The organism is Flavisolibacter ginsengiterrae DSM 18136, assembly GCF_059568575.1.
The window spans coordinates 42,364-63,819 of sequence record NZ_JCANTR010000002.1 but is presented as its reverse complement, the minus strand read 5'-3'; the positions used below and the strand labels follow the sequence as shown (position 1 = coordinate 63,819).

Annotated in this window: 22 protein-coding genes and 1 tRNA gene; 13 read left to right on the top strand and 10 right to left on the bottom strand. The window is 38.9% G+C overall.

The genetic code is table 11. The annotated features are described in order from the left end of the window. Positions 1-50: 50 nt before the first annotated feature. The gene (locus tag BP74_RS02215) at positions 51-1,379 is read right to left on the bottom strand and encodes a sugar MFS transporter (protein WP_496370625.1); all 1,329 of its coding nucleotides are present in this window, start codon (positions 1,377-1,379) and stop codon (positions 51-53) included. 241 nt (positions 1,380-1,620) lie between these two features. Between BP74_RS02215 and BP74_RS02210 the strand changes: the two genes are divergently transcribed. The 3 genes from BP74_RS02210 (at position 1,621) to BP74_RS02200 (ending at position 4,549) form a co-directional block, all read left to right on the top strand. Next, positions 1,621-2,295: a carbohydrate-binding family 9-like protein gene (locus tag BP74_RS02210; RefSeq protein ID WP_496370623.1), complete on the top strand. Its 675-nt coding sequence runs from the start codon at positions 1,621-1,623 to the stop codon at positions 2,293-2,295. Positions 2,296-2,354: 59 nt separating this feature from the next. Continuing rightward, the gene (locus tag BP74_RS02205; RefSeq protein WP_496370621.1) at positions 2,355-3,386 is read left to right on the top strand and encodes a LacI family DNA-binding transcriptional regulator; all 1,032 of its coding nucleotides are present in this window, start codon (positions 2,355-2,357) and stop codon (positions 3,384-3,386) included. A gap of 116 nt (positions 3,387-3,502) precedes the next feature. Next, the gene (locus tag BP74_RS02200) at positions 3,503-4,549 is read left to right on the top strand and encodes a phosphotransferase enzyme family protein (protein WP_496370619.1); all 1,047 of its coding nucleotides are present in this window, start codon (positions 3,503-3,505) and stop codon (positions 4,547-4,549) included. A gap of 110 nt (positions 4,550-4,659) precedes the next feature. Here BP74_RS02200 and BP74_RS02195 read toward each other — a convergent pair whose 3' ends face one another. Next, on the bottom strand, positions 4,660-5,097 hold the full coding sequence (locus tag BP74_RS02195) for a hypothetical protein (RefSeq protein ID WP_496370617.1): 438 nt from the start codon (positions 5,095-5,097) through the stop codon (positions 4,660-4,662). A gap of 215 nt (positions 5,098-5,312) precedes the next feature. Here BP74_RS02195 and BP74_RS02190 point away from each other — a divergent pair, with 215 nt between their 5' ends. Beyond that, positions 5,313-6,002: a Crp/Fnr family transcriptional regulator gene (locus BP74_RS02190; protein WP_496370615.1), complete on the top strand. Its 690-nt coding sequence runs from the start codon at positions 5,313-5,315 to the stop codon at positions 6,000-6,002. A gap of 33 nt (positions 6,003-6,035) precedes the next feature. After that, positions 6,036-7,922 (top strand): chloride channel protein, encoded by a 1,887-nt coding sequence (locus BP74_RS02185; RefSeq protein ID WP_496370613.1) that lies wholly within the window; start codon positions 6,036-6,038, stop codon positions 7,920-7,922. A 244-nt stretch (positions 7,923-8,166) separates the two neighbouring features. On the opposite strand, the gene BP74_RS02180 is transcribed toward BP74_RS02185, so the two are convergent. Together BP74_RS02180 and msrA are read right to left on the bottom strand one after the other, a co-directional pair. Beyond that, entirely contained in the window at positions 8,167-9,210 is a 1,044-nt protein-coding gene (locus BP74_RS02180) for a WD40/YVTN/BNR-like repeat-containing protein (RefSeq protein WP_496370611.1), read from the bottom strand. 184 nt (positions 9,211-9,394) lie between these two features. Next, positions 9,395-9,973 carry a peptide-methionine (S)-S-oxide reductase MsrA gene (gene msrA, locus BP74_RS02175; protein WP_496370609.1) on the bottom strand — a complete coding sequence of 193 codons (579 nt, stop codon included), beginning with the start codon at positions 9,971-9,973 and terminating at the stop codon, positions 9,395-9,397. A 228-nt stretch (positions 9,974-10,201) separates the two neighbouring features. On the opposite strand from msrA, the gene BP74_RS02170 reads away from it, so the two are divergent. Then, on the top strand, positions 10,202-12,313 hold the full coding sequence (locus BP74_RS02170) for an endonuclease MutS2 (protein WP_496370607.1): 2,112 nt from the start codon (positions 10,202-10,204) through the stop codon (positions 12,311-12,313). A 53-nt stretch (positions 12,314-12,366) separates the two neighbouring features. Continuing rightward, positions 12,367-12,451 (top strand) — tRNA-Ser (locus tag BP74_RS02165). Between the two features lie 711 nt (positions 12,452-13,162). Here BP74_RS02165 and BP74_RS02160 read toward each other — a convergent pair. Both BP74_RS02160 and BP74_RS02155 read right to left on the bottom strand, forming a co-directional pair. Further along, positions 13,163-14,149 carry an HNH endonuclease gene (locus tag BP74_RS02160; RefSeq protein WP_496370605.1) on the bottom strand — a complete coding sequence of 329 codons (987 nt, stop codon included), beginning with the start codon at positions 14,147-14,149 and terminating at the stop codon, positions 13,163-13,165. Positions 14,150-14,371: 222 nt separating this feature from the next. Continuing rightward, a complete protein-coding gene (locus tag BP74_RS02155) occupies positions 14,372-15,064 on the bottom strand; it encodes an MltR family transcriptional regulator (RefSeq protein WP_496370604.1) in 693 nt (230 codons plus the stop codon). Between the two features lie 632 nt (positions 15,065-15,696). Here BP74_RS02155 and BP74_RS02150 point away from each other — a divergent pair. The 3 genes from BP74_RS02150 to BP74_RS02140 are packed head-to-tail and all read left to right on the top strand — an operon-like array spanning position 15,697 to position 17,208. Continuing rightward, positions 15,697-16,281, top strand: a complete 585-nt coding sequence (locus tag BP74_RS02150) for a hypothetical protein (protein WP_496370602.1) — start codon at positions 15,697-15,699, stop codon at positions 16,279-16,281. Beyond that, positions 16,271-16,768, top strand: coding sequence for a helix-turn-helix transcriptional regulator (locus BP74_RS02145; protein ID WP_496370600.1), 498 nt, complete (start codon positions 16,271-16,273; stop codon positions 16,766-16,768). Before BP74_RS02150 ends, BP74_RS02145 begins: the two co-directional genes overlap by 11 nt. After that, on the top strand, positions 16,765-17,208 hold the full coding sequence (locus BP74_RS02140; RefSeq protein ID WP_496370598.1) for a hypothetical protein: 444 nt from the start codon (positions 16,765-16,767) through the stop codon (positions 17,206-17,208). Before BP74_RS02145 ends, BP74_RS02140 begins: the two co-directional genes overlap by 4 nt. Before the next feature lie 54 nt (positions 17,209-17,262). Here BP74_RS02140 and BP74_RS02135 read toward each other — a convergent pair whose 3' ends face one another. Then, entirely contained in the window at positions 17,263-17,625 is a 363-nt protein-coding gene (locus tag BP74_RS02135; protein WP_496370596.1) for a hypothetical protein, read from the bottom strand. 34 nt (positions 17,626-17,659) lie between these two features. Next, entirely contained in the window at positions 17,660-18,271 is a 612-nt protein-coding gene (locus BP74_RS02130) for a hypothetical protein (RefSeq protein WP_496370594.1), read from the bottom strand. A 105-nt stretch (positions 18,272-18,376) separates the two neighbouring features. Between BP74_RS02130 and BP74_RS02125 the strand changes: the two genes are divergently transcribed. Next, the gene (locus BP74_RS02125; protein WP_496370592.1) at positions 18,377-18,988 is read left to right on the top strand and encodes a hypothetical protein; all 612 of its coding nucleotides are present in this window, start codon (positions 18,377-18,379) and stop codon (positions 18,986-18,988) included. A 6-nt stretch (positions 18,989-18,994) separates the two neighbouring features. On the opposite strand, the gene BP74_RS02120 is transcribed toward BP74_RS02125, so the two are convergent. After that, positions 18,995-19,414 carry a hypothetical protein gene (locus BP74_RS02120; protein WP_496370590.1) on the bottom strand — a complete coding sequence of 140 codons (420 nt, stop codon included), beginning with the start codon at positions 19,412-19,414 and terminating at the stop codon, positions 18,995-18,997. A gap of 413 nt (positions 19,415-19,827) precedes the next feature. Next, a complete protein-coding gene (locus BP74_RS02115) occupies positions 19,828-20,409 on the bottom strand; it encodes a hypothetical protein (RefSeq protein ID WP_496370588.1) in 582 nt (193 codons plus the stop codon). Positions 20,410-20,494: 85 nt separating this feature from the next. Here BP74_RS02115 and BP74_RS02110 point away from each other — a divergent pair, with 85 nt between their 5' ends. Together BP74_RS02110 and BP74_RS02105 are read left to right on the top strand one after the other, a co-directional pair. Further along, positions 20,495-21,121 (top strand): hypothetical protein, encoded by a 627-nt coding sequence (locus tag BP74_RS02110; RefSeq protein WP_496370586.1) that lies wholly within the window; start codon positions 20,495-20,497, stop codon positions 21,119-21,121. Between the two features lie 14 nt (positions 21,122-21,135). Continuing rightward, complete coding sequence (locus BP74_RS02105) at positions 21,136-21,414, top strand: hypothetical protein (protein ID WP_496370584.1); 279 nt, start codon at positions 21,136-21,138, stop codon at positions 21,412-21,414. The last annotated feature ends 42 nt before the right edge of the window (positions 21,415-21,456 follow it).

Sequence of the window (21,456 nt, the reverse complement as noted above, 5' to 3'; positions counted from 1 at the left end):
ACAGGCAGCCTCCAAAGGGAGGCTGCCTTGTATTGAGGAATTCATAGTTGTTATACAACGTCCATGGTGCGCATGGTGGCATTGGCCACTTCACCTGTAATCTTTGAAGTTTTCTTCCCAGCAGAATATCCCTTGATGGCATAGTACAGGATGTAGATATAACAGGGAACCATCAGCGCAAAAAATACTGCCTGAAAATTATAGGTTTCCTTAAGGCTGGCAAAAACCTTGGGGATGATGGCCCCACCAGCGATGCCCATGATCAACAGGGCAGAGCCTTTTTCTGTAAACCTTCCCAGGCCACTGATGGCCAGTGGAAAGATAGCAGGCCACATCAGTGCATTGGCCAGTCCCAAAGCTGCCACAAAAGCCACAGATACATATCCTTTGGTTAGAAAAGCTGCGGTAGTGAACAGGATTCCCAGGATCGCAGAAATACGCAATGCCTTTTGCTGCGAGATATATTTGGGTATGGTAGCCAGCCCGATGATATAGCCTACCAGCATAGCACCAAGTGTAAAGGAAGTAAAATATTTTGTTTCATCAGTGGGTATATGAAATCCTTTGCCATAGGTTCCAATTGCATCGCCTGCCATTACCTCCACACCTACATATACAAATATGCACAGGGCACCCAGCCATAAATGGGGAAACTGGAAGATGCTTGTTTTTTCTTTTGCCCCCTGGGCAGGTGCAGGTTGCACATTCTGTTCAGATGCCCTGATCTCAGGAAGGGAGGAACGAAGGATCCATACTGCCAGTAGCACCAGGATCACAGCCATGATCACATAGGGTACATATACCTTGGAAGCAAATTCATTCAGTATGGATTCTTTGGTAGCTACGTCAGCTGCGGATTTCACTTTATCTTCCAACTGGTTGATCCCTTTCAATACTACCAGGCTTAAAATGATTGGAGAGATTATCCCGGCTACCTTGTTGCAGATGCCCATGATGCTGATGCGTTGCGCCGCGCTTTCTATGGGCCCAAGTATGCTGACATAGGGGTTCGATGCAGTTTGTAATAAAGAAAGACCGCTTCCTATAATAAATAAACCAGTCAATGAAGCTGGATAATTGCGGTGCGTGGCAAATTGTCCGAACAGGAAGGTACCAACAGCCATAGCCAGTAATCCTATGGCCATTCCTTTTTTCATGCCTGTTCTTTCTAATATCCAAGAAGAGGGAAGCGCCAGGAAAAAATAAGCCATGTAAAAAGCTGTCGTTACCAGGAAAGCCTTTGAGTCGGTATCCAGCCCAAATGCCAGTTTTACATAGGTGATCAGTGGGCCATTAAGCCAGGTTACAAAGCCAAAAACAAAGAAAAGGATGCCTATAATAACAATTGCGGAACGGTTAGATGGCTTGATTTGATTCATAATAGCTTGTTACTGGTCTTAAATATAGTAAATGAGTAGTCCCTGACGGAGCACAAACGGTTGCGCAAACCAAATTTGCTCAATCGTTTGCATCAAAAACAAGTTGTCAATTTGATTAAGTTTGATCAGAAACTTCCCTATGGAATGGATCATTCTTATCAAACAGAGTTTTAATTTTCGAAATAAGCATTCGTTTAACGGGCTGTTGTTTTAACTACGGCCCTTTTTTTACTTTTCAGCTATGAACACAGTAACCCAATTGTCCGCTGTCATTGATACCATGCAGCCTTTGCCGGTTCCCTTCCGGGAAAATGCAAATGGGTTCACTATGGAATCAGTATCAAAACTAATGGACGGTTTGGAATCTTCCTCTTTGCATTATGCACCCTGGAACCAAGCCTATCCATACCAGCCAGGTGTTCGTTTTTCCATTGCCCATGATAACAATGCCATTTATCTAAAATACTATGTGGAAGAAAGATCGGTGAGAGCGGCAACCACAGAGATCAACGGACCGGTTTGGGAAGACTCCTGCGTAGAGTTCTTTATTTCTTTTGACGGCAAGCACTATTATAATTTTGAATTTAATTGCACCGGCACCGCATTGGTAGGATATGGTACCACCAAGGCAGAGCGGCGTTTATTGCCAACTGAACTTATTCAAACCATTGGCACCTACTGCCTGATACAAAATAAAACCTGCGATGAAAACAAATATTGGGAGCTGACAGTTTCCATTCCGTTGCAGGTGTTTTTACATTCTTCGATAGATAGTTTACAAGGCAGGCAATGCCTGGCTAATTTTTATAAATGTGGCGATATGTTGCCGGAACCTCATTTTATATCCTGGAAAAATATTGACTCTCCTGAGCCCAATTTTCACCTGCTGCATTGCTTTGGTACACTGAATTTTTAAATAGTAAAACGCAAAGCATCAGAAGCCTGTTTTCTTTTATGTAAATTGTGTTCACTGATATGGATAAAAAGCTTCCCACCATAAAAGAGATTGCCAGTCGACTGAACGTTTCCGTCTCAACTGTTTCCCGGGCTTTAAGCGATCACCCCCGTATTGGTTTGCGCACCAAGACAAGGGTACAGGAGTTGGCAAAAGAGCTGAATTATGAGCCCAATGCCCAGGCTATATTCTTCAAGCAGAAGAAGACCTTCGTCATTGGTGTGATCCTTCCTTCCATCAGGGAGGAATTCTTCTCGGAAGCCATCAGCGGCATAGAATCAGCCGCCACCGAACACAATTACACCATCCTCTTTGGACAGAGCTACGATGATCCAGAGAAAGAAAAGAACGTGGTGGAAGCTATGAAAAAACAAAGGGTAGATGGGCTGATCATTTCATTATCCAAACAAACCAATAAGTACGATCATCTATTAGCCCTTGAAAAATACAATATACCTATCGTGTATTTTGACAGGGTGCCTCCCTTTGATAATGTAAATAAAGTGTATTGCAACCTGTATAAGGGCACCGTAGATATGGTAGGATGGCTGATCAGCAGGGGCTACAAGCGTATAGCTCTCATTAATGGGCCTGATAAACTGGGCGCCAGCAAGGAACGACTGAATGGGTATATAGAAGGTCTATCTAAAAAGAAGCTCAAGGTCGATATGCAGATGGTAGAAAAAACAAATCTTTCCAGGGAGGGTACCTATGCAGCCATGAAAAACCTGCTTGCCATGAAACATCCTCCTGTAGCCATCATCACATTTAATGATTACGTGCACATGGATGCAGTGCAATATGCGCAGCAACAGGGCATTCAGGTTAATAAGGACATCATATTTGTCAGTTATGCCAACCTGCCTATAACCAATTACACAGCCTTTCCGCCACTGGTCTCTGTTGAACAATATCCATATGGGCAGGGAGAAAGAGCCATGGAGATCATGATCAAATTACTGCACGATAAAACGGAGAACAATCTTACGGATATAAATTATGTGGAAGAGATGCCCGCAACATTGGTCATGCATGGCAATGCCAGGGTTTGAGCAAGTTGCGCACTCGTTTGCATATTTCTACTTCGTTTCAATTCAATAACTTTCCTATCTGTCAATAATAGGGTCTGTGAACTTCGGAGCGACCCAAAGAAACTAACAAAGTATACATGCCTGAATTTGTTTTGCCTGCCTACGGACTGAAAGAAGAAAACGCTTTACTGGTGCCTTTTGGAACAGGATTGATCAACAGCACATGGAAGGTGACCACCCCTGACAATGCCTACATCCTGCAAAGAGTGAATGATGCCGTCTTCCTGGAACCTGAAGCGATTGCACATAATATCAGGGTGGTTGCAGCCTACCTGAAGATGCACTATCCTTCTTATCCATTTATTGCTCCACTCATTTCCACAGAAGGAAGTGAAATGGTTTATGTAAAGGATAAAGGCTTTTTCAGGATGTTTCCTTTTGTACCCGGCTCGCATTCCAAGGATGTGGTGCAAACCCCCGGGCAGGCCTATGAAGCTGCCCTTCAGTTTGGCCGGTTCACCCACCTGCTTTCTGGTATGGATGTTTCCCAGCTAAAACTTACCATACCCTCCTTCCATGACCTGGAACTGCGTTACAACCAATTCGTGCAGGCACTGGAAAAAGGAGATACCCAAAGATTGAAGGATGCCGCAGCCCTGGTAGAAAAATTACAGTCTTATTCTTTTATTGTGGAAGAATACAAAGGCATCCGCCACAACCCTGAATTTAAATTACGGGTGACCCACCACGATACCAAGATCAGTAATGTTTTGTTTGACAAGGATGACAAGGGCATCTGTGTCATTGACCTTGATACGGTAATGCCGGGATATTTTATCAGTGATGTGGGAGATATGATGCGCACTTATTTATCGCCTGTGAATGAAGAAGAAAATGATCTTGATAAAATTGAAGTGCGTGATGATTTTTATAAAGCCATCGTACAGGGTTATTACCATGATATGAAAGATGACCTGACCGCAACTGAAAAAGAATATTTCTTTTATGCAGGCGAATTCATGATCTATATGCAGGCACTTCGCTTCTTGACCGATCACCTGAACAATGATATGTATTACGGGGCCAGGTACCCGGGACATAACTACAACAGGGCACTGAACCAGGCAACGCTGCTCGATGCACTGGTCAGAAAACAACCTCAATTAGAGAACCTGTCCATGTAAGTTGGGTAGTCAATACAAATAATTGCTACATAAATACCCGGTTGAAAACCGGGTATTTATAAAACTTAATGTTATAGTTACAGTAATTAGTTATAGTTACCGTACTCAAATCACACCACGAAATTCCTGAACTTCCTGTTATTAAAAAGAAAAGGGATCATAAATGCTGCACAGATGCCCATAATGAGAACCACGCCTAGCAGCAATGTGTGAAATTCAGCATTTAATATTTTGTCAGTACTTCGTTGGGCTACTTCCCCTTTCCATGCACAGAACAATGTCAGTAAAGCAAAAACCACAGAAAAAACCAGGTCCCCTTTCGCAAACATTTTTTTAAAGGCATAATATAAGATCCCGATCACCAAAAAAATAAGGTTGACGGCAAAGATCAGGGTTGATACATTGATCAATGGGTTGAGGTTAAAATGAGTTGATTCCCTGAACAAGACATCATAAAACAGGCAGGCAAGAGTGGCAATGATCCCTGCAAAAACTGAAGTGAGCAAGGTTCTCGAAAAAATAGATTGAGGAAAATAATCGTAGTTCATATAATTGATTTATCGTTTTACAATATATACAGGTCAGTTTCCGACACAGATCCTCAGGAGGTGAAATAGAATGGTGAGCAAACTTAAGTCTTATTCTACAAAAAGCTTGCCTGCGCAATATTAAATTAGGCTTTAATACCTAAAACTTGTTGTAAAACATGAATTGAGCAAGGTTATAGATGTGCTCTTTATGTGTAAATATTGTAGTTTTGCGCATGCAGGAGGTAGTATGCAATGTCAGTAGTTGCTTTTTATGTAGTTTTTGTATCCCCGCCTGGAAGGAAGCTATAGCGCTTCATAAAAAGACCTATCAATTTAAAAAGGGAGAGGAGATATTTCGGGAAGGAGATCCTGTAAAGGGGATCTTTTTTATTTATACCGGATCTGTAAAGGTGTATAAACAATGGGGAGAGCAAAAGCAACTAATTCTAAGATTTGCCAAAGAAGGGGATATTTTGGGGCATAGGGGACTTGGCGGAGTGGTGGAATATCCTATTGGCGCCACTGCACTGGAAGATACAAGTGCCTGTTTTATTACTAATGATTTCCTGGAAGCTACCCTGAAAACAAATCATGAACTGAGCTATAAGCTCATGCATTTTTATGCCACTGAACTACAAAAGGCGGAAAAGCGCATGCGCGACCTGGCACATATGGAGGTCAAAGGAAGGGTAGCAGAGGCATTAATGGAACTGGTCAATGTTTTTGGAATAGATAAGCACGAGCATATTGCCGCTACCATCACCAGGCAGGATATTGCCTCTTATGCAGGTACCACTTACGAAACCGTGTTTAAGTTCTTTCATGAACTGGCTGAAGAAAACATTATTACTACCAACGGAAAATCCATAAAGATCAATGACAGGTCACGGTTGCAACAATTTTGCAATAGCCGGTCCTTATGACAATTGTCAACAATAGTATTATAAACAGAACAGATGAAACAAAAACCTTTAGCCCACAATGGCATTCCCATTTCCATATCATTTGATGAATCATTCGAACAGGAAAATACTTCACGTATTCCGGCAGATAAGTCAAGACTGCTGTACATTTCTGCACTCGCCATTGCTATAGGTATTTGCATTAGTTTCATCGCTAAGTTCCTGGTGTACCTTATAAACCTGATCACCAACCTGTCTTTTCACCACCAGTTTTCCTTTGCGGCTTCCAGCCCTGCAACCAATACCTATGGTTTGTTTGTGATCCTTGTACCTGCAATCGGGGGTGTTATTGTTGGATTGATGGCCCTCTATGGCTCTAAGGCCATCAGGGGTCATGGCATACCGGAGGCTATGGAACAGATCCTTACCAATCAAAGCAAGATCAGGCCATCCATTACCTATCTCAAGCCCATTTCATCTGCTGTTTCAATTGGTACGGGCGGTCCCTTTGGTGCAGAGGGGCCGATCATTGCTACAGGTGGTGCCCTGGGCTCCACGCTTGGACAACTTTTAAAGATCACGCATTACGAACGAAAGGTTTTGTTGGCTGCAGGTGCCACGGCAGGTATGTCAGCTATTTTTGGCAGCCCCATTGCTGCCATCTTCCTTGCCATTGAATTACTGTTGTTCGAATTTTCACCTCGTTCCATACTGCCAGTAGCATTGGCCTGCATCACGGGTTCAGCTGGACATCACCTGTTATTTGAAGCAGGCCCTGTATTTCCCATGCCCCACCTTGACATGCCGGGGAATATGGCGCTGGCAGCATATAGTGTGATCGGTATCGTAATAGGGCTGGTAGCTGCAGCGGTAACTAAGATCGTTTATTTTATTGAAGATGCTTTTGAGAAGTTGCCTGTGCACTGGATGTGGTGGCCCGCTATTGGAGGTGTTGTTGTGGGACTGGTAGGATACTTTGCGCCCCGCACCTTAGGAGTGGGTTATGACAATATCACTGATATTTTGTCTGGCAGGATGGCATTTAAGATCGTGGCTTCCCTCTGCTTTATGAAATTCATTTCCTGGGCTGTTGCCCTGGGTAGTGGAACCTCGGGCGGTACGCTGGCGCCCTTGCTCACTATTGGTGGTGCAACAGGTGCATTATTGGGTACGTTGATCATCTACCTGTTTCCTGCTTCGGGTGTAACACTTCCTATGGCAGCATTGATAGGTATGTCGGCCATGTTCGCCGGGGCTTCTCGTGCCCTGCTCACCTCCATCATATTCGCTATTGAAACCACCGGTCAGTCCAATGCCTTGCTGCCGCTTCTGGCTGCCTGTATAGCTGCCTACTTTGTTTCATTCCTGCTCATGGAAAACACGATCATGACGGAGAAGATCGCAAGAAGAGGTGTGAAGACACCGCATTACTATGAGCCGGATATCCTGGACAAGATGATCGTGCAGCAAGTGACCAAAGAGAACGGCACGGTACTGAGCGCAGATGCTACCATTGATGAAGTGCGGCAATGGCTCCAGTTGCGTAAAGATCAGCAACGCAACTATTATATTGTTGTCAATAAAGATGGCGTTTTCAATGGCATCATCAGTTCTTCCAGCCTTTTCAGCATGCACCATCCTGAAAGCAATTCCATTGGATCACTTATCAAGCGCAAGCCAGTTGCCATCACCAATGCCGATACTTTAAAAGCCGCGGTAGAAATGATGGCAAAGGAGAATGTGGATGTATTGCCGGTGGTAGGCCAGGATGATAATAAAATAACAGGTGTATTGTCATACAAGGATATTTTATCGGCCTACCGGCACCGCATGAACGATCATGAAGAAGGTGTTTCCATATCCTTAAAAAGAAGAACACTCAAAGTATTGGTTCATGGAAAGAAAAGACTGGCGGAGATAAAGGTGAAGGGGAGGAGTTGAGTCGGGAGTCTGGAACCTGGAGACTTTGGAAAATATTTCCGGCTGCAATAGGCTTTTTAATGCTGTGCATTGCCGGAAAACCGGATAATGTTGATACCTCAAAAATCCTTTTAGGTTTCTAATACAGGATCGCAATAATGTGCACTTACGACTAACCACTTCGAAATTCCTGGTTCCCTTTTCAATATTTAATATTCATTCATCTCTGTGATCCTCTGTGTCCCGCTGTCATCGTAATTCTGTATTACTTCCTGATCCTCCCGCTATACACCAGCTTCCCGATCTTGCCATTGGTACCGGCCAGGTAAACGGTGGTGCCTAATTTGGCAATGCGCACCACGTGAAAGCTCTCCGATGAAACCGGTATCCAGGTATTACCCCCATCGAAAGTGTAATCAACTCCGGTAAGTCCGCAAGTCACCAGTTGTTTTTTAGCAAGGAACTCTACGCAACTGCGGTATCCTTTAGGTGGGGTCTTTGAAGCTTTCCATGTTTTTCCCCTGTCATTGCTGTAAAAGCAATTTTTAAGCGATGAAGAGTCAGTGGAAAAATCACCACCTACGATCACTAATTTATCGCCACCTTTTTTATGGTACCTGTCCCAGACGGCAATAGAGTTGGGGCCAGTAGTTTCATTTCCCTGTATCATGGGCAGTTGGATCTTTTGATCCCTGATGAATATATGAGAGGTCAATCCCCCGGTTACAAATACCGCTTCATCATTGCTTAAAGCACGGATATTGGTGCCGCTGGCGGCGAAGCAGGCTTCCCCGCTATCAGCTACAGGCTTGTATTGGTCGGGGATCTCTTTCCAGGTATTGCCGCCATCGAAGCTGCGGGCTATAAAAAATTTGCCATTCAGTGGATCCCCGATCACAATGCCTGCGTCACGGTTCCAGAATTCCATGGCATCGAGGAACATGCCTTTTGTCTTGTTCTCATATACTACTTTCCAGATATCGCCCCCATCCACCGTTCTTAAAATATAGGCTGGATCGCCCACACCCATGATGATGGCAGTGCTGCCATCAAATGCTTCTATATCGCGGAAGTCTGTTTTTTCAAAACCCTTTACTTTCAGCCAGCGCCAGTCCTTGCCGCCATTGGTGGATCGGCCCACAGTACCATTGCTGCCACTGACCCAAACTACATTATCATTGACAACACTTAATCCGCGTAAGGAAGTTTTGGTTCCCTGTGTAAGCACGGTTAATGTGGGTAGGCCTTTTTGTGCACGGCATATAAAAAATGCGGAAGCGAGAACTGTAAATAGTAATAGTTTTTTCATCGATACCAGTTAATGATTGGCCCGACAATATACTATAGACAAAATCATTTTAAAAATCAGTGCGGAGATGAGCATTAGTGATAGAGGCAAAAGGAGGAACGAACCTACGCAGTATTATCATTTTTAAACAGGACAAAAAACTAAGGTCAAAATAAAACCCTGTAAACAGGGCTTTATAATATGCTTAGTTGTTACTCTTTAGTTTTTTAGAAAAGACCTTTTCAAACTTTTCCAGTTTGGGTCGGATAACCACCGAGCAATAAGGATTGGTATTCTTATTCAGCTCGTAGTATTCCTGGTGATAATTCTCAGCTGGATAAAATTTGGAGAAGGCAGCGATCTCAGTTACAATAGGCTTATTGTAGGCGCCGCTTTTATCCAGCTCTTTTTTATAGAACTCAGCTTTCTCTTTTTGTTCCGCATTGTGGTAAAAAATAGCGCTTCGGTATTGCGTACCCACATCAGCGCCTTGGCGGTTCAGACTTGTTGGATCATGCACCTGGAAGAATACTTCCAGCAGTTCTTCGTAAGATATCTTGGCCGGCTCGTACACCACCTGCACACATTCCGCATGTCCTGTTTCTCCCGTGCATACTTCCTTGTAGGTGGGCTTTACCACGGTTCCTCCCGAATATCCCGAAGTAACACTCAACACGCCATTGAGTTGTTCAAATACAGCTTCCGTGCACCAGAAGCAACCAGTGCCAAAAGTGGCGGTATCTGTATCTGTTCTTTCTACTGAATTGATCAAGGAAGAGCTCATCGCGGTATAGCTTTTTTCGGAGTTACACGCAAATAACGTGCAGAAACTAAGAACTGAAAAAATGGTTTTAGATATCATACAATTACTTGGGAGAACAAATTTCCATCTGAAAGTATATAATGAAATCCCAACAAAAAAGTTTTAACACAAGCTTGGAAGCGCTTTAACCCAATTTTAGAACAAATAGAGCCTTTACCTTTGACAAAACCTGATTATTAGCGTATTTGCATGAAACTATATCCAGAATCGGCATCGGTACAGTTGGAGTTTGACAAGATAAGATCATTGCTGCATGAGAAATGCCGTTTTGAATATTCCAAATCCAAGGCAGATGACCTGCGCATACATACCCGGAAGGAATTCATTGATCGGGAGCTGAGGCAATCTCATGAGTTTCGCCAGTTGTTACAAAATGGCATTTATTTTCCGAACGATTATATATTAAATCTCTCTAGAGAGATACGCCTGTTACAGATAGAAGGTGCTGTACTTGCCGGTGAACAACTGGTGGCCCTGCGCAAACTGGCGCTGACCATGGAAAGTATTTTTCGCTGGTTCGATCCCGAAAGACGGGAAGCCTACCCCGGTCTTTTGGAAGTAATATCCGGCACCTATTACGAAAAGGCCATCCTGAAGATGATCGATGATGTGATAGATGAAACAGGTACGGTGAAGGATAATGCAAGTGATGAACTTTCCTCCATTCGTATGGGCCTATACCGCAAGCGCAATGAATTGCGCAAGGCCTTTGAAAAGATCATTGGTAAATTGAACAAACAGGGCTACCTGGCCGATATAGAAGAAAGCTTTATGAGTGGCCGCCGCGTGGTAGCTGTCTTTGCCGAACAAAAAAGAATGGTGAAAGGCATCCTTCATGGTGAAAGTGACAGCCGTCGTACGGCTTTTATAGAGCCTGAAGAAACCATTGACCTGAACAACCAGCTGCACGAGCTGGAAAATGCCGAACGAAAGGAAGTGTATCGCATATTGAAGCAGTTAACCAAACATTTATCTGCGTATGCGGCATTGCTTTCTGTTTACCATACTGTGGCAGGAGAATATGATTTTATCAGGGCCAAGGCCGCATTTGCCATTGACATCCGGGGCGAATATCCACTGGTGAGCGATAAGGCCCTCGTGCACCTGGTGAAGGCTTATCATCCCTTATTGTATTTGTATAACCTCAGGACCGGCAAGCCCACTATTCCCGTTGACCTGACGCTTGATGAAAAGAACAGGGTACTGGTCATCTCGGGACCTAATGCCGGCGGTAAAACGGTGACCATGAAAACTGTAGGCTTACTACAGATGATGGTGCAGAGCGGCCTGCTGGTGCCGGTGAACCCCTCCTCCCAGTTTGGCATCTTCAAGCAGCTGATGATACATATAGGCGACACGCAAAGTATCGAATTTGAACTGAGTACTTATAGCAGCCATTTGCTCAGTATGAAACATTTCATGGAGAATGCCAATGGCAGAACATTGTTCTTTATTGACGAACTGGGAAGTGGTAGTGATCCCAACCTGGGAGGTGCATTTGCGGAAGTGATCATGGAGGAGCTGGCACGCAAACATGCCATTGGTATTGTAACCACCCACTACCTGAACCTGAAAGTGATGGCTAACAAGACGCCAGGTATTTTGAATGGCGCCATGGCATTTGATGAAAAGAATTTATTGCCTTTATATAAACTAACCATTGGCAAACCGGGAAGCTCTTATACCTTTTCCATTGCGGAAAGGATAGGGCTTGACAGGAAATTGATACAGAAAGCCAGGGCTTTGGTGGATGAAGAACATTTTAGGCTGGACAAATTATTGAACAGGACCGAGCAGGATCTGCAGGTGGTGCAGCAAAAAGAAAGGGAGTTGCAGCGGTTGTTGAAAGAAAATGAAAGGGTGAAAAAAGAAATGCAAACGGTAATGGACCAGGAGCGTCACCGCCAGCAGGTGGAGGTATTGAAGCAGCAGAATAAGGTGACTGAGGATCGCATTGCCTACTTAAAGGATATGGAACGCAAACTGCGACAGATTGTGATTGAGTGGAAAAAGACCGAAGACAAGAATAAGGTGGTACGTGAGATGGCCTCGCTGTTGTTTAAAAAGAATGAGCAGAAAGTGGTGAGTAAAAAGCAGAAGCAGCTTGATTCAAAATACGAAGAGGTGAATGGTGATATCAAGGTGGGGGATAAGGTGAAGATGAAAAAGAATTTGCAGGTAGGCGAGGTGCTGGAACTACGTGGAAAAAAGGCTGTGGTCAAGATCGGCATGTTGCCGATGCAGATAGATCTGGGAAGTTTGGTTTTGATCAAAGAGAAAGACGTTGAAGAAAAAAAATAGCCAACTATTGAAAATGATTTTGTTGGTTTCCGCCTGCCATCTATATTTGCGCCGGAGAGATGGCAGAGCGGTCGAATGCGGCGGTCTTGAAAACCGTTGACTGTAACAGGTCCGGGGGTTCGAATCCCTCTCTCTCCGCTTTTAAATATTTAAAACCCGCTACCAATAAAGGTTTCAGCGGGTTTTTCTATTTTAAGGAGCAAAAAAGGGAGCAATTATCTATTTATGAATCTTTAGTCTGAAGCAGACATTTTAAAACAACTTCCTTAATTTGTTTGGCAGCTCGTATTACCGCCGTGTGCTTAGTTTAGAAAGCATTACTCTCCCAATTTATGTCCTTCTGCTTTTTTACATCCCAGTTTAAAAGCAACAATCCAAGCCTGTTAATTGATGCAGTCTCAGCTAAGATGGTAAACTCAGATTTATGTCCAGTCGCTATATCACCAAAGCTATAAACTATGACTTTAAGTAAAGTATGTGCTGATGCGTCCTAACTTAACGCTTGAATATTTAAGTAGTAAGCCCATTTGGGGTCATCTTCACCAATTACAAACGACTCAATGTCATTTATTGTTGGAGGGAATTGATTGGCTTAACCTTGCTCCAAACTCTATGAACTGATCTGGATTGTCATAAAAATCTATTCCAATAGTACACAGTCAATTAAGAAAGTACAATTTCTAGGAGAACTTCAACCTCTTCTTGCTCTAAAACTGAAAACTTTATAAATCCATTGCATTCCGTGTTCCGTCAGTTTAAATTTATTACTAAAGTTCAGTATTAATACAATCCTTCAGCACTTATACATCAGTCACCATAATTGCAAAACCGATGTTAGTAGCGCACGAATTATAGTGTTCGATTGAAGTCATCAAACGAAAATCTCACTTTATGTTCTTCTCCACTCTTCTTTTCATTTGAGGTTAAATTCAGATGTAGCTTTTGATATTCTCCAAATTCTTCAAAATGGGAGTTATCAATGAGCAGCGGAAAAATTGGAAGATCAACATTTTTTCCTTGGAGGTGTTTGTCACTGTCTGCAAAAGGCAATGTCATTTGAAAACAGTAATTAGAATGGTATAAAATAACTTGTCTTTGTGGACACAGTCTATCTATATTATCTTTCCTTTTATATAATTGCATAAATGGCTTAGGAAACTTTGGTGGTCCTGGAATGAAATATCCAAATATTTTTAACAAGTTGCTGTCTTTAAATTGGGCATCTTTTTCACTTTGCATAATGAATTTTCTAGCATATTCATAATCTGAAACATCAGACTCCGAAAGCATACAAAGTCCTATTTTAATTATAGTTTTAGGAATATGAATGGGAATATATCCAGGTCTCTCTGTACTAACAGTCAGATACTTATTTTCCGCATCGATTTCAACCACCTCTTTTCCTTCAATCGTAGATATTTGGATACCTGTATCGGTTAGAAATACTTCAAGTCCTGTTTTGGGGTCTTTGAACTTCGGTACTTTGTTACTTTGTCCCTTAATTTGGGCGAATGTTCTTGTGATGCCAAAAAAGCTTGCAAATGAATCCTCGTATTTGCTAAATAATGCATTACAAGAATCACATTCAAAATAGGACAAAAGGTTCCTGTTTCCCATAAACTGAGGCATTACATGCGCCTCCATATAAAAAGTTACTTCTGGACTGGCTTTCTTGCAAAACCTACAAACTCTCGGTTCTTTTTGTCCTAAAAAATACTTTTTATCAGAGTCACCAATAATAGTTTCAAAATCATAAGTGTCAAAAAAGTTCTTAGCACGTTCAAGGTTTAGCTTGTCGAGATTTAAATTAAGATCTATTGTTTTGGCTGTGTCCATATAGTGAGTGTCAGATATTTGCTGCTAACGTCTATCGGCTTTCTGCTGTGCTGCACTTCTGCGTTCGGACAGCCGATATTAAAGCCGAAAGATGATTTTTTGTACAAGATAAATTCTTTTGGTGAAAGATGTTTCGTCTGACGGAACAGGCTGCTGATAGTAGCATTAAAGGTGATATTTTTCCCGTCAGCCAGCATGGCAGAAAACCACTTTTGCCTGCAGTTAAGTTTTTTCAGGGTCTACTTCTGTAGTAGTATCCAAATTTTCTGCTGGTGGTGTATGAGCTTTTAACAGTTCTTCAAACATAAATTGTGTAACCTTATCTGAGCTATCGAGACTTTCCAACTCTTGGCTTAATTTATCTACGATTTGCTTGGATACTATTTCTGAGCGTTCTCTAATGTTCTTTTTGAATTCCTCAGTCTTTTCAGAATTTTCTCGAGCTTTAAACCTTTCTGCTCGGGCAGTTTCTGCATGAATATGTGCTAAAACGCCCAAAACTGTATTATTGAAAATCTGTCTGTTGGTTGCTGAACCATTATCAAAAAAGTGCTCTTTTAAATTGTCTATTCGACTACTTATAGCTGGGGTCGTGAAATCGATTGGTTTATAATCATGACCAAATTCATTTCTAATCCTACGAATAAGGTCGAAGTCTTTTGAAATTTGCTCACTAATCAAGCCAAGGGCATAAGCCATTTTTATTTTGGAAGAGAAGGTTCCGATTGGTCCGTTAAACTCAAACATTTCATCTATCTGAGATTTAGTACCTATTAGTTTCAATCTAATAAGGCTTTCAAGCTCATTCTCAAGGAAGGCTGCTGCCATCAATGCGCAACCTCTGTCGGTCTCTTTACTGAGAGTTCTACGAAACGTAAAAACAACCTCCATATTCCTCTTTAGAAAATCATCCATATCGTTGAAGGATTAATTGCAGGCAACACGCTAATTTACTCTACTGGTCTCAGGAATGCAACCTGGTTTAAAAATGAGCTTACTTCAACATTATCAAGAAGATGCAATTGCGTTTTTTATGTTTTCAGATTAGTATAAAGCTCATCTTTAGTGTCAATCCAGAAATATAAAAAACGCAATAGTTTTAATGCCATTTTTATAGCAAGTTCACAAGCTTTCAAGGGTTAATTTAATAATTTATGGGTTTGCAGGTATATCTTTTTAAAACAGCGTCCTTAATTTGTTTGGAAGTGAATTCGCCACAGCTTTTTGCCAACTCCAAATCTATAATTCTTTTGGAACCCAGGTTTGATAATACTTATTATTGAGTTGATCGATTCTTTTTGTATAACATCATAACTTCTTTGCATTCCTCTTAGGTGAAACGATCCATTATTCTTTTCATGAAGTCATCTTATATACATTCAATTTTAATAGCCATTTACTAAACTTAGGAAGCAAGGTAAAGTTGGAGTGGTTAACTAATCTTAATTATCATAAACCTCATCCATAATTAATTATATTACATTAGTATATTATTTTATTTCAATAATGTTATTTATTGTAAAATAATCAACCTATAAGTTGATTTTATGGAATTAGTACCTATCTTTGTAAATGCTAAAACCTTAGAAGGATTGTATGCTATCCGATATGATGGAGAAGTAGATGATGAATATGTTAGGTTATTTGATCTATGGACAGATATCCAATACGTTATGATGTATTTAAGGGAAAATGAAGATTATCTGAAGGCAGATTATTTTAAAAACATCTATCGTGATGATTTAATAAATGAAATATTGGACGAGGCAGAAGAGCTAGAAAAATTAATGAACGAATATTCAAACGATGGGTTTTTTGATTGTGGAAATAATCTTCAAATGCTTTTTAGGCCCCTTAACAAAAACATATCAATCATCCCTCCTCCACACCAAAAAACAAAAGCCAGCATTAGAGATAGGAAGAACTTCCCTAAGGATATTTTAAGAGTCTATGCGTTAAGATTAGGGAAAAATACTTTTGTAATAACTGGGGGTGCAATTAAATTAGTAGATAAAATGATAAAGCACCCTGATACTATAAGAGAACTTGAAAAACTAGATGAAGCAAAAAAATTTTTGAAAAATAAAAACCTCAATACATACGAAGATTTAAATTTTTATTATGATGAGTGATTTTAAAAAAAACATTCAGAAAATTACGAGTGATAAGCCCTCAGATTGGAAAGACAGATCTAATGAACGATTAAACAAACCTTGGCTCAAGCAATATTCTTCTCAAATTGCAAGGCGTATACTTTCTTTAATAGAAGGCGATGAAGAGCTTAGTCAAGTAAAGCTTGCAAAAGCTGTAGGGGTTTCTGCGCAGCAAATTAATAAGATTATTAAAGGTCGAGAAAACATGACGCTTGAAACGATTTTTAAACTGTCTAAGGCCTTGAATTTCGAGCTTATTTCATTCCCGCCTTATAAATATAGTCGGCCTGAAAAATACTCTACATCTTATAATCTTACTATAGACTCAAAAAGTCATTTAATAAGCAAAGAAGAAATGGATAATATCTACAATTATCTAGGAATGCAATCCTTTGCAAAACAGGGATATCAAAAGGCCTCGCGCATTTCATCAGACATTGCAGAATCAAAGATTAATTTAGCATGACCGAAACATTTCAAATAAAATTTACATCAATTGACTTGGTTTCAAAATCATTGGAGCTTCCTAACACAACACAAAATTCTGAAATCGATTTTAATTTTTTGGTAGATTTAAAAGTATCCCCTGAGCTAAAAATTGCTGTTGTAATAACCGACGTAACTCTGAGTAGAGATTCAGGTCGTTCTAGGTTAGCTTTCTTTAAATTAATTTGTGTGTTTGAATTTCCAGAATTCGATCTAGTTTTTCCAAAACTAGATGATGGTAAGTTTGAAATTCCCATAAACATTGAAATATTATTGAAGTCAACTGGGTTATCCACCGTTAGAGGTGTTATATATTCAGAATTGAGGGGAACATATTTGCAAAATGCTATACTACCTTTAATAGATATATCTTCTATTGTTCTTCAAGGTCGCGATAAAAAAGAAGCGGTTAATTCTTGATGTTTCTTAATCTCTTTAATTATTATTATTTCCCTTCGGAGAATATTTCGTTAGTTATCTATTCCTTTCCCCCAGTGTAGGTCCGTCAGGTTTATTTCTTTTTGGGTTAGGCGATGACTTGGGAAATGTTGAACTCCTTGTGTATTTCTTTGGCTTAGTTGGGTTTTCTATCTGATCGATGATTGATTGAAGGGTGCGATCACTTACTCTAGGCCCTTCAACTAACTTCCAATCAATTCGCCTTTTCTTCAATGCTTTTACCTCTCTTATAAATGGCCTATTATTCTCAATAAGCAAATACTTATCAGGATTAACCATAGGAGTAACTTTATAGCGTTCAATATTTTTATCCTTGTGGATCATCTCCCAATTAAGATGATACTTCTTATAGCCCTGGTCAATGATAATCTCAGGCATAACATATTTTTTATTGACTTGGGAATCTTACTTTTTATTGGAATGCACTTACCATTTGTTTTTGTACTTCATCCGAGCTTAAATTATAAAATATAGCTCCTGCGCCTCTACCACTTTTCGCTATATAAGGTTTGTTATTTGCTTTAATCCGTGAACTATGAACAATTTTAGATGATTGGATATCAATAAAAGTCAAGTCTACTACATCTCTTTCTCCCATATGATTTGGAATGCTTCTTTCTTTACTATATTCTTGAACTATAATGGTATTGAGGTCTTTGAGGTTATATGCAATATATTTATCTGGTAGTTGGCAAATGGGTGCTAGATCGATTACATACTTACCATCTCTTTTTACAAACACTATACCCTTTTGCTTTACTGGTTGAGTAATATTCCAGCTTTCAGAAACATGCTTAGGAATTTCTGCTATACTATCAAGGTTGTAATCAAAATAACTTTTATAGGTTTTTATTTTTGACTGTTCTTCGTTTCTCCACCGCAGTTCTTTTTCATTGCTAATTTTCGAATCTTTAAAAATTCTTATTGTAAGAAACGCCCCCCAAAAAAGCATTAAAAGAATGCCGCCTAAACAGCCAATAGGTAATTGTAAATAGTTTGTCTTATTTCCTATTTTTTTTCTCATCAGCTTTATTATTTACATCCAATGTCATACAGCTAAGATCTAAATAATATTTTAAGATATATTATATAATCCAGTATTACATTAGTGTATCATTAAAGCTTAAATATGAGAATTGATAAAACAGATGAATTAAATGAATTACAGAAAAAGAAAGTTAAACTAGAAATTAATGAAATTAAAAAAAGTTGGCTTCTAAAACCTTCAGGATTGTTTCCTTTTTTAACCTTAATTGGCGTAATCATTTCTGGTGTATTTGCCATTAAGTCTGGTGTTTTTGATGCGAAATATCAAAATTTACAAGTAGAGAAAAATATATTAACCTTTCAAATATTAGAATTTACCGCACAAAGGGATTCGTTGCATTTAATTAATGATTCGCTCCAAGGACAATCAAGTTCTTTAAAAGATAGCATAAGAGTATATAATCGTAAATTATTGGATAAAGAAAATGCAATGGCAGTTTTAGATAATAAACAAAAAAGTGAATCTGAAAAAATTCAATCGTTGTTGCAAATAATTAACTCTATACAGTCTAAAAATTCAAAAGTACTTCAAGACACAATTATTAAATTGAGGGCTCAAGTAAGTGATGAGAGAGATAGATATTACAGTTTTCAAATGGCTGGAAATTACCAACAAATAAGTGAATTGAAGCAAAAATTAAAATCTTGTGAATCAGAAATTAATTTCATTAAGGGGAAAGAAAGCAAGAATTAATGATAATTATCTAATAATGTTTGATTTTTTTAAAGAACTTAGTTGTTCTTTCACGCTTTTTACAAATGATTGCAGATAGAACTCAGCAAAGTTTTCTTTGGTACAAGGCGGTGTGATGTTACCATTTTCTTCAACCTGATAATAAAAAGTTTGTTGATGACCTTTTAATACTTCCTCTAAATCAATATATGTACATATCCGAAGTTTCCCTAAGTGATTTGCTATTATAGGGACTTCACCTATTATTTGAAAACCTCTACCTAAGTAACGCCCCTTGATAATTAAATCATCAGAATTTTCCAAATCAAAAAGAGCATTTAGGTTTTTTTCCAAAATAAATTTCTTTATTGAATTCAATAAAGTTCTTGTAGTTTCTTTTAAATTATCATAAGTATCTGATTCATTTATAATTTCAGTAAGGTTCATAATATTTTAAACTTTATCAAGGTATTATATGTCGTTAAAATCAATAGTACAATGAGTATTACATAAATGATTCTGATAGTAATCCTACTTTTAGGATACCTATTATAATGTGATTTATCATATTCTTTAAAGAAGTTCTCAAGCAAACCCATGAAAATCAATTTAACCTCGCATTAAAATATTCAGCCAACCTTCTAGTAGTTTTAAACGGTCTTAGCTTTTGAATACTATTAAGCTCTTTATTATAATATACTTCTACAAAGAAACTTTTCAGCTTATAAAGTAGCACTCTGTATTCACCGTCCTCCCTGAATGCTAAGAAATTGCCATCCCATACAGCATTAGCTTTTGTTGCTTCATCCAGAGCTATAAACTCATAAAGTGTCTTAATAAAAATTCAATTTAATTGATAATTACATATCAAGAAAGTCTTCCTTTTTCACAATGTTTTTATCCGTGTTCATAATTATATAGCCTGTATCTTTTTTTACTGATTGATCCTTTCTTCTTAACTGGTACAACACTACCGCTTGATAACCTGAAACTTTACTAGAATCTGGTTTTTCACTTAGCTTAATTAAAGAATCATGAGCTTTCAAAATATCATCTCCCTTTACCGATAATTCCTTAGCATTCGCCATATACTTTTCATAATCTTCTTTTGCGTTTTCATAAGAACTTTCTGATACACCCCTCGAAACTCTCATCATATGAACTTCCAATTGAGCCATATTATTAGCTTCTTTTAATTCTTCAATAGTTGTAGATAAATCTTTTTGTAAGTTTTTTGCTTTTTCCAACCATAGCATTTTTTGATTTATCGTATCAACCCGAATTAATCTAAAAGAATCCAAAGTGTATGTTGAATCAATATCTTTTAATGAAGTTTCAAGATATTTTTTAAGGTCTTGCATTTTATTATCTGATAGTAACCTTGGAGCGGAATTTTGACAGGAAAATGATACTAATATGATTAAAAAGTAATAAAGTTTCATAGTAGATAGTTTGGTACTACAAGATATATAAAAATGTAACTAATTATATAATTTTATTATATTGTGTCTTACTAAAGCTTGCATAATGAGAATTTTATTATTCCTTTTCTTTCTTTGCCTGGTAGGATGCAAAAACCAATCTAGTGTTTCTGAAGTTAATGCTGATACTACCACATTTACAACGGACATTGATACAAGTACAGCAATTCCCGCCTTTACACAATTCCCAGAAAAGAAAGCAGATTCAAGTAAGCTTAAAGCATTAAAAAATAGGATATACATCAAAAAAGGGGAATTTGATGAACCCACATTTATTTATTCTAAGAATAGGCCTAAATATCACAGTTCAAATGCACTTTATATTTATTACAACAAAGATTTATTATCAGGTGTTAGACTAGTCGCCCAATATTATGCTGATGATTGGTTATTTATAGAAAAAATAAAGTTTTCAATTGACGGTAAAACTTTTACTTATATCCCTACCGATGTTAAAAGAGATAATGATGGGGGTTATATATGGGAATGGATGGATGAGTATATGGGAAGTGAAAACAAAGAATTGATTGAGGCTTTAGCAAATGCAAAATCAGTTAAAATTAGATATGATGGTAGGCAGTATTATGATGATAGAACTGTTTCAGCATCTAATCTTCAATCTATTAAAGATGTATATCAATACTTCAAGGCAAGTGGGGGATCTTTAGATTAATTTTTATTAAAATTATGAATACAGAAACAACAGAAAAAGTAGAAGAGACACAGCTATTTAATGTAAGTAAATTTATAGGATATATACTTTTAGTGCCTCCATCCCTAAGCGTTATATTATTTTTAGCGCAGCTATTCTCTGATGATAAGAAATTAAATAAGTTTCTATTTTCAATTTGGACTGGCGACTATACAGGAAACCCTGGAGGAGGTGGATTCACTTCGGCGTTGCCATTTTATTTTGGCTTAATGGCAATAGCTGGTGCATATCTCATAAAAGACAATAAAAGATGAAATCTATTATTCCTATAATAATTTTATTAAGCACATAAATTA